At 64.8% G+C, this 7,097-nt stretch carries 7 protein-coding genes and 1 pseudogene; all 8 read left to right on the forward strand.

Annotated elements, in window-relative coordinates:
* Positions 1 to 39 precede the first annotated feature (39 nt).
* Positions 40 to 1,026 (forward strand): Bug family tripartite tricarboxylate transporter substrate binding protein, encoded by a 987-nt coding sequence (locus FB547_RS27040; RefSeq protein ID WP_145746713.1) that lies wholly within the window; start codon positions 40 to 42, stop codon positions 1,024 to 1,026.
* Complete coding sequence (locus tag FB547_RS27045; protein ID WP_145746714.1) at positions 1,026 to 2,081, forward strand: cyclase family protein; 1,056 nt, start codon at positions 1,026 to 1,028, stop codon at positions 2,079 to 2,081. The genes FB547_RS27040 and FB547_RS27045 overlap by 1 nt, the downstream gene beginning before the upstream one ends.
* A 108-nt stretch (positions 2,082 to 2,189) precedes the next feature.
* Positions 2,190 to 3,005 (forward strand): MaoC family dehydratase N-terminal domain-containing protein, encoded by an 816-nt coding sequence (locus FB547_RS27050; protein WP_225612906.1) that lies wholly within the window; start codon positions 2,190 to 2,192, stop codon positions 3,003 to 3,005.
* A gap of 4 nt (positions 3,006 to 3,009) precedes the next feature.
* A complete protein-coding gene (locus tag FB547_RS27055) occupies positions 3,010 to 3,822 on the forward strand; it encodes an HpcH/HpaI aldolase/citrate lyase family protein (protein WP_145746716.1) in 813 nt (270 codons plus the stop codon).
* A 428-nt stretch (positions 3,823 to 4,250) separates the two neighbouring features.
* Positions 4,251 to 4,685, forward strand: a complete 435-nt coding sequence (locus FB547_RS27060; protein WP_145746717.1) for a hypothetical protein — start codon at positions 4,251 to 4,253, stop codon at positions 4,683 to 4,685.
* A gap of 188 nt (positions 4,686 to 4,873) precedes the next feature.
* On the forward strand, positions 4,874 to 5,443 hold the full coding sequence (locus FB547_RS27065; RefSeq protein ID WP_145746718.1) for a TetR/AcrR family transcriptional regulator: 570 nt from the start codon (positions 4,874 to 4,876) through the stop codon (positions 5,441 to 5,443).
* A 49-nt stretch (positions 5,444 to 5,492) separates the two neighbouring features.
* The gene (locus FB547_RS27070) at positions 5,493 to 6,410 is read left to right on the forward strand and encodes an oxidoreductase (protein ID WP_145746719.1); all 918 of its coding nucleotides are present in this window, start codon (positions 5,493 to 5,495) and stop codon (positions 6,408 to 6,410) included.
* Between the two features lie 42 nt (positions 6,411 to 6,452).
* A pseudogene (locus FB547_RS27075) lies at positions 6,453 to 7,004 on the forward strand (SDR family NAD(P)-dependent oxidoreductase); the annotation flags it as partial.
* Positions 7,005 to 7,097: the final 93 nt, after the last annotated feature.

Below are 7,097 nucleotides of genomic sequence, written 5' to 3' on the forward strand. Positions count from 1 at the left end.
CGAAATAGACCCCAACGAAAACCACCAGGAGACAAACCCATGAAAGTTCGATACACGCGCCGCCTTGTGCTGGGCGCGCTCGCGGCGCTGTCCGCCGGCATGACGCTGGCGCAGGACGCCGCGCCTTTTCCCAGCAAGCCCGTGCGCTTCGTCGTGCCTTACGCGGCCGGCGGCCCCGTAGACGGCCTGGTGCGTGCCCTGGCCCGAGCGCTGCAGGACGAGTGGAAGCAGCCCGTGATCGTGGACAACAAGCCCGGCGCCAACGAAATCATCGCTGCCGAGACGGTGGCGAAAGCTCCCGGGGACGGCTACACGCTCTTGGCTGCCACCGAATCGGCGCTGACCATGAACCAGCACCTCTACACCAAGCTGCCGTACTCGCCCACGGTCGACCTGGTGCCTGTGACGCGGCTGGTCGAGGTGCCGTTGGCCATTGCAGTGCCGACGTCGCTGCCCGCCAATGACATCAAGGAGTTCATCGAACTCGCGCGCAAGTCGCCTACGCCACTGGCCTATGGGTCGGGCGGCGCCGGTGGTATCTCGCACCTGCCGATGGCGATGCTCGCGAAGAATGAAGGCATCACGCTCAACCAGGTGCCCTACAAGGGCGCGGCGCCGACGATTCCAGATCTGATCGCCAACATCGTGCAGGCCTCGGCGTTGGCCGTGCCGGTGATCGAGCCCCACGTCAAGGCCGGCACCATGAAGGCCGTCGTGGTCTCCGCGCCGCGCCGCCTGGTCGCGCTGCCCAACGTGCCAACTTTCGAGGAATCGGGCGTCAAGGACATCCAGGCGCGCTTCAACATCGGTGTCGCCGCACCCAAGGGAACGCCACCTGCCATCACAGCCAGGATCGCGGCCGACGCCCGCCGCATCCTGAACCAGCCGGATTTCCGCGCCAGGAATGTGGACCCGTTCTCCTATGTGCTGCACGGCTCCTCGCCAGCGGAATATGCGGCCTTCCTGGAGCAGGATCGCGTGCGCCAGGCCGAGCGTGTGAAGGTTTCGGGCGCGGTGCTGAACTGATGTCCGCCCCCGCTGACAACCCGCGCTGGCGGCATCGCCCCGAGGGGGCCAACTGGGGCGATTTCGGGTCCGATGACCAGATTGGTCGCATGAATCTCGTCACGCCGGGAAAGGTGCTCGAAGGCGTGCGCGAGGTACGCGAGGGGCGGGTGTTCAGCCTGAGCCTGCCGCTGGACATCCCCGGCGGGACCGCGCTCAACCCCAATCGCCTTCCGCCCGTGCTGAGGCCCACGCTGCGCCAGGGGCGCGTGAACTTCAACTGTCTGCTTAACCCGGGCCGGCCCGACGTGCTCTCGGACGACCTCGCAATCCTGCATCTGCAGTATTCGACGCAGTGGGACAGTCTGGCGCATGCCGGTACGCGCTTCGACGCCGACGGCGATGGCTTGCCCGAGACACGCTACTACAACGGCTACACCGCGGCAGACATGTGCGCCCCGGCCAGTGTGGAGGGTTGCGGCATTGGCCCGGAGGGTTCGCCCTTCGCCAGCACCAGCCGCGCACAGGCGCTGGGCATCGAGCGGCTGGCACGCACCGGCGTGCAAGGCGTGGCGGTGATGATTGACCTGCAAGCGCACTTCGGCTCCGGCCGCACCCTCGTCGGCTACGACGCGCTGCGTCGCGTGCTGGATGCCGACGGCATCGAAGTGCGCACGGGCGACCTGCTGTGCATCCACACCGGCTATGCGGAGGCGCTGCTGGAAATGCGAGGCCAACCCGACACTGGCGTGTTGGCGCGCACGGGCGCCGCGCTGGACGGCCACGACGAACGGTTGCTGCAGTGGATCACCGACTGCGGCGTGGCCGCGGTTGCGGCCGACAACCTGGCGGTGGAGGAGTATCCCGCGCGCGCCGGCGACTCTTGTTGCAGCGTGCTTCCGCTGCACCAGCATTGCCTGGTCAAGCTGGGTATCCACCTGGGCGAGTTGTGGCGCCTCACGCCGTTGGCCCGGTGGCTGCGCGCCAATGGCCGGCACCGCTTCCTGTTGACGGCGCCACCACTGGACCTGCCGGGAGCCGTGGGCTCGCCCGTGACTCCTGTGGCGACCGTCTGACACGACCCGCGACCACGGCCCCTCTCCAGAAAATTCGAGATTGCCATGCCACCAAACGACCCTTGCTGCGCTGCCTGGCTCAACCGTGAGCAGGTTCTGCATGAGCGCATGGATGCTCGCGCCGTTGCCGCTCTGGCCGCAACCCTGGACTGGGACCACGCGCCCACCGATGGCGATCCGTTGCCGCCGGGCTGGCAGTGGTTGTTCTTCAACCCCGTGGTGCGCCAAAGCATGCTGGGTCAGGACGGCCATCCGCACCGCACGCCCGAGAGTTTCCTGCCGCCGATCGACCTGCCGCGCCGGATGTGGGCGGGCAGCCGCACCCGCTACCTGTCGCCGCTATGGGTGGGTGCCGAGGCCGAGCGCTCCAGCCGCATCCTGCGCATCACCCCGAAAGAGGGCAAGACCGGCCGCATGTGCTTCGTGACGGTGGCTCACACCACGGCCAGTGGTGGACGTGTGTGCATCGCCGAGGAGCAGGACATCGTGTACCGCGAGGCCACGCCGCCCGCGGCCGCGCGCGCGGCGGCTGAGCCCGCGCCTGCCGCTCCGGTGCCGGTGCAGGCGGCATGGCAGCGCCTGGTCAACCCGGATCCCGTGCTGTTGTTCCGCTATTCGGCCTTGACCTTCAACGGCCATCGCATCCACTACGACCTGCCCTATGCGCAGGACGTTGAAGGCTACCAGGGTCTGGTCGTGCATGGGCCGCTCACCGCCACGCTGCTGCAAGGCTTTGCGGCTTCGCTGCGGCCGGGACGGCGCCTGGCTGCGTTCGATTTCCGGGGCCTGCAGCCGCTGTTCGCCGGCCAGCCGTTCACCCTGTGCGCCGACGAGACAGAGGAGGGCGGGCTGGCGCTGCGCGCGGTCGCGCCTGATGGCCGCACAGCCGTGGAGGCCACCGCCCGCTTCACCTTGCCGGACTGACACCATGCCGACACTGCCCCGCAGCTATCTGTTCGTACCCGGCGACCGGCCCGAGCGCTTCGACAAGGCTGCCGCCAGCGGCGCGCACCGCATGATCCTGGACCTGGAGGACGCCGTGGCGTCCACAGAAAAGGCCGCCGCGCGCGACGCGGTGGCGCAATGGCTGGCAGCGCACGCCGGTCTGCAGTCACTGGTGCGCGTCAATGCCGTCGACACGCCCTGGCACGACGACGACCTGCGCATGCTGCGGCAACACCCCTATGCCGGGCTGATGCTACCCAAGGCCGAGCCCGGGTCCGTGCTCGACGTGCTGCCCCGCCTGGAGGGCGCGCGCGAGCGCGTGATGCTGGTCGAGACCGTGGCCGGGTTGCTGGGCTTGCGTGCACTTGCCGCCGTGCCGGGCGTGGGCCGCGTGGCTTTCGGCAGCATTGACTTCGGTGTCGATGCCGGTATGGCCGACGGCGATGATGAGCCGGGCATGACCGCCGTGCGGGTGCAGATCGCGCTTGAGTCGCGCCATGCCGGCCTGCCGCCGCCGATCGATGGCGTCACGCCCGCCTTCGGCGAGGACGACCCGGCCGGCAGGCAGGCGGGGCACGCCCGTCGTCTGGGTTTTGGCGCCAAGCTCTGCATCCACCCGCGCCAGGTCGAGGGCGTGAATGCCGCGTTTGCGCCCTCGGCGCAGGAGCGCGACTGGGCTGTGCGCGTGCTGGCGGCGTTTGAGGCCAGCGGCGGGGCCGTCGTGGCGGTGGACGGCAAGATGGTCGACCGGCCCGTGGTGGAGCGTGCGCGGCGCATTCTGGCCATCGGCTCCTGAGACGCCGGTCGTTTCAAGTTTGTCTGACAGTGCAGTCAAGCGCGGCCGACATTGCCGCGCGTGGCATGGAAGACTCAGCCGCGGTCGAGACCGTTAACTGACATAGATGATTGAACTGCGCCATCTCCGCTATTTCATGGCCGTGGCTGACGAACTTGGGCACGATCGTTTGAGCTTCCACCAGGAGTTTCACCGTTGCGTTGGAAGCTTGAACACCGGGATAGGTCTCTTCTCGCGCGCTTGGTCGATGAGGCTGGCGCCGACCAAGCCGTCGTAGTGAGGCGATATGACCTTCGCAACCCGGATCGATATGTCGCGGTCAAGACGGGCGATTGCTATGCCGGCATGTCAGTGCCTGCGCCAGGTGCCTTGTTGTCGCAAGACATCTTGGACGACGATATGCAGCTGTCGTCAGTCTTCGTGAGCGCGTGACTTCTCTGGCCGATTTGGGAGCGCGCGTCGATATTGAAGCGACGCGCCATACGACAGACAGAACGGTCGCCATGCTGCTCGTCCACTATCGACGGTGGCATGGCGCCCGCGCATTGGGACCGCTGTCATCAGTTCACAGGTCGAAAGTGTTGTCAGCGTTTGAATGCAGTGATGCTCGAGACCTCGAACATCATTTCGTCGACAAGGCCCATGCCTACCGGGTCTCGAGCGACACGGTGCTTTCCGCGATGGCGCTAGCTCTGGCCTTTTGTCCGGCGGAGGTCCGCTTCGACAACTGGCTGCGAGGACAAGAGATGCTGCGTGCCTTGATCGCCAATCCGACGTTGGTGGTTGGTGCGTACCTGGCAAAGTTGGCCAAAGACATCGGCCGTTCGCCGGGTGAAGAGCGCGTAGCGAGGGGGAGAACATGAACGTCGCCGTCCTCAGCCGACAGCAGGCCGTCGAGCGCGTGGGATACTCGCCCGGTCTGGATGGCAGCGGGCTGAACGGGGAACTCTCGCCTGCATTGGTTGGGCAACTTCCCGAGTGTGCCAGTTGACGTCGAAAATTCTGGATGCGATAATTGAGCATCCACTCACTCAATTTGAGATTTTAGACCATGGCTCGTCCCTTGAGCGAGGAGAAGCGTGATGCCCTGCTTGAGGCTGCTTCAGATCTCATCGCCCAACTCGGCATTGGCGCCTCCACAGCGAAGATCGCCAAGGCAGCCGGCGTGTCTGAAGGGACACTGTTTACTTACTTTCCGTCGAAGGACGATCTTCTGAATGAGCTGTTTATTGAGATAGAGGGCGGGCTCGCCGAGTCGATGCTGGCGCCATACCCGGTGGACGCGTCGGCACGCGACCGACTGTTCATGGTCTGGAGTCGGCTGATCGAGTGGGGACTGAATCATTCCACTGCGCGCAATGCGTTGCGCCAGTTGAAGGTGTCGGATCGAGTGACCGCGGCCAGCCGCAAGCGCTGCCACGCCATGTTCCGCGAAGCTCGTGCAATGGTCGAACAGTGTCTTGCGGGTCATTCTGACCCTGAACGGGTCGCCTTCTACATCAACACGATACTGTTCGACCTGGCGGATATCACCATGAATGCCATTGCAGCTAAACCGAAGGAACGTGAAGCGATTCGACAGGCGGGATTCGACCTGTTCTGGAAAGGCTCCGCGGCTTGATTTTTTTACCTATTAAATGAGTATGTAGTCACTCAAATAAGGAGTTCGTATGTCAAATTACAAAGGCTTTACCGAGGCAGATGTTCCTGACCAGTCAGGGAAGTGCTTCATCGTCACAGGCGCCAATGCAGGCGTGGGGTTCGAGTTGTCCAGAGTCCTGGCTGCGCGGGGGGCGCGTGTGCTCTTGGGTTGCCGCGAAAAGGGGCGGGCGGAGGAGGCCATGGCCCGCATCAAACAGATCACGCCCAGCGCCAATCTCGCATGGTTGCCATTGGACCTGGGTGACATCGAGAACCTACGGGCGGCCGCCGCAAAAGCGTCGCAGGAGCCTCGCATTGATGCGCTCATCAACAACGCCGGCATCATGTACCCGCCCCTGACGCGCACCAAGCAGGGGTTCGAATCGCAGTTTGGGGTCAACCATCTGGGCGTGTTCGCGCTGACCTCGCTGCTGCTGCCCAAGTTAGCCGAGACGCCGGGCTCGCGCGTCGTGGTTACTTCCAGTATTGCGCATTTGAAAGCAAAGATCGATTGGGACGATCTCAATGCCGAGCGCAGCTACTCCAAGGTGGCTCGTTATGGCGCCAGCAAGCTCGCGAATGCACTGTTCTTCTTCGAGCTGGACCGCCGCCTGCGTGCGAACCGCTCGCCCGTCACGGCCATTGGTGTCCACCCCGGTGTGGCAAACACCAGCCTGGGACGACACATGGGCCCGGCCCAGTGGGCCGGGCCGATCGTCGGCCTGCTTCTCAACAGTGCAGACAAGGGCGCATGGCCTGCGTTGCTGGCCGCAACCGGTCCCGTGAAACCCGGAGGCTATTACGGCCCGACCGGATTCGGAGGGATCAGAGGCGTCGCTGGCGAGGCCAAACGCGCGCCGCAGGCTGAAGACCCGGCACTTGCCAAGCGGCTCTGGGACGTTTCCGTCGCCATGACCGGGATCGACCCCGGATTGCCTGCCATCTGACCGCACGGCCTGTTTCGGGCAATCAACCAAGTGATCTGATCCATGACCGCAAAATTTGGCGCCACCTCCACCGCCGACGATGTTCTTGCAGGCCTGGACCTGAAGGGCAAACGGGTTCTCGTCACGGGGACTTCGTCTGGCCTGGGCCTTGAGACCGCTCGGGCCCTCGTTGCTCACGGGGCTGATGTCGTGGGGACGGCGCGCGATCTCGACAAGGCCCATGCGGCCACCGCAGCCGTACGCGCGGCTGCCGCCACGAGCGGCAGTTTCGAACTGATCGAACTCGATCTGGGATCACTCGGCAGCGTCGGCGCCTGCACCGATAGGTTGCTGTTCCAGGCCGAGCCGTTCGATGTCGTCATTGCAAATGCGGGTGTCATGGCGACCCACTACGGACATACGGCTGATGGCTTCGAGACCCAAATGGGAACCAACCATCTGGGCCACTTTGTCCTGGTCAACCGACTCGCGCCGCTTTTGCCTGGGGGTTCGCGCGTCGTCGTGCTGTCATCCAACGCGCATCGAATGAGCGACGTTGATCTGGAAGATCTGAACTACGAGCGGCGAACTTATGACGGGCCGGCTGCCTATGGGTAAGCGCACGGTGATCCCGTCTTGAGCTTGGCTCCGGTGTCTATGACGATGGTATCCACCAAGGATTTAGGTGGACACCTATGGAAGACTCCA

Origin of the sequence: Variovorax beijingensis (assembly GCF_007828835.1) — a bacterium.
Classification (GTDB): Bacteria; Pseudomonadota; Gammaproteobacteria; order Burkholderiales; family Burkholderiaceae_C; genus Variovorax; species Variovorax beijingensis_A.

Bases quoted from the DNA above. Each gene is read 5' to 3' on its own strand.
- FB547_RS27040 (WP_145746713.1), top strand. From the start codon at position 40: ATGAAAGTTCGATACACGCGCCGCCTTGTGCTGGGCGCGCTCGCGGCG.
- FB547_RS27045 (WP_145746714.1), top strand. From the start codon at position 1,026: ATGTCCGCCCCCGCTGACAACCCGCGCTGGCGGCATCGCCCCGAGGGG.
- FB547_RS27050 (WP_225612906.1), top strand. From the start codon at position 2,190: ATGGATGCTCGCGCCGTTGCCGCTCTGGCCGCAACCCTGGACTGGGAC.
- FB547_RS27055 (WP_145746716.1), top strand. From the start codon at position 3,010: ATGCCGACACTGCCCCGCAGCTATCTGTTCGTACCCGGCGACCGGCCC.
- FB547_RS27065 (WP_145746718.1), top strand. From the start codon at position 4,874: ATGGCTCGTCCCTTGAGCGAGGAGAAGCGTGATGCCCTGCTTGAGGCT.
- FB547_RS27070 (WP_145746719.1), top strand. From the start codon at position 5,493: ATGTCAAATTACAAAGGCTTTACCGAGGCAGATGTTCCTGACCAGTCA.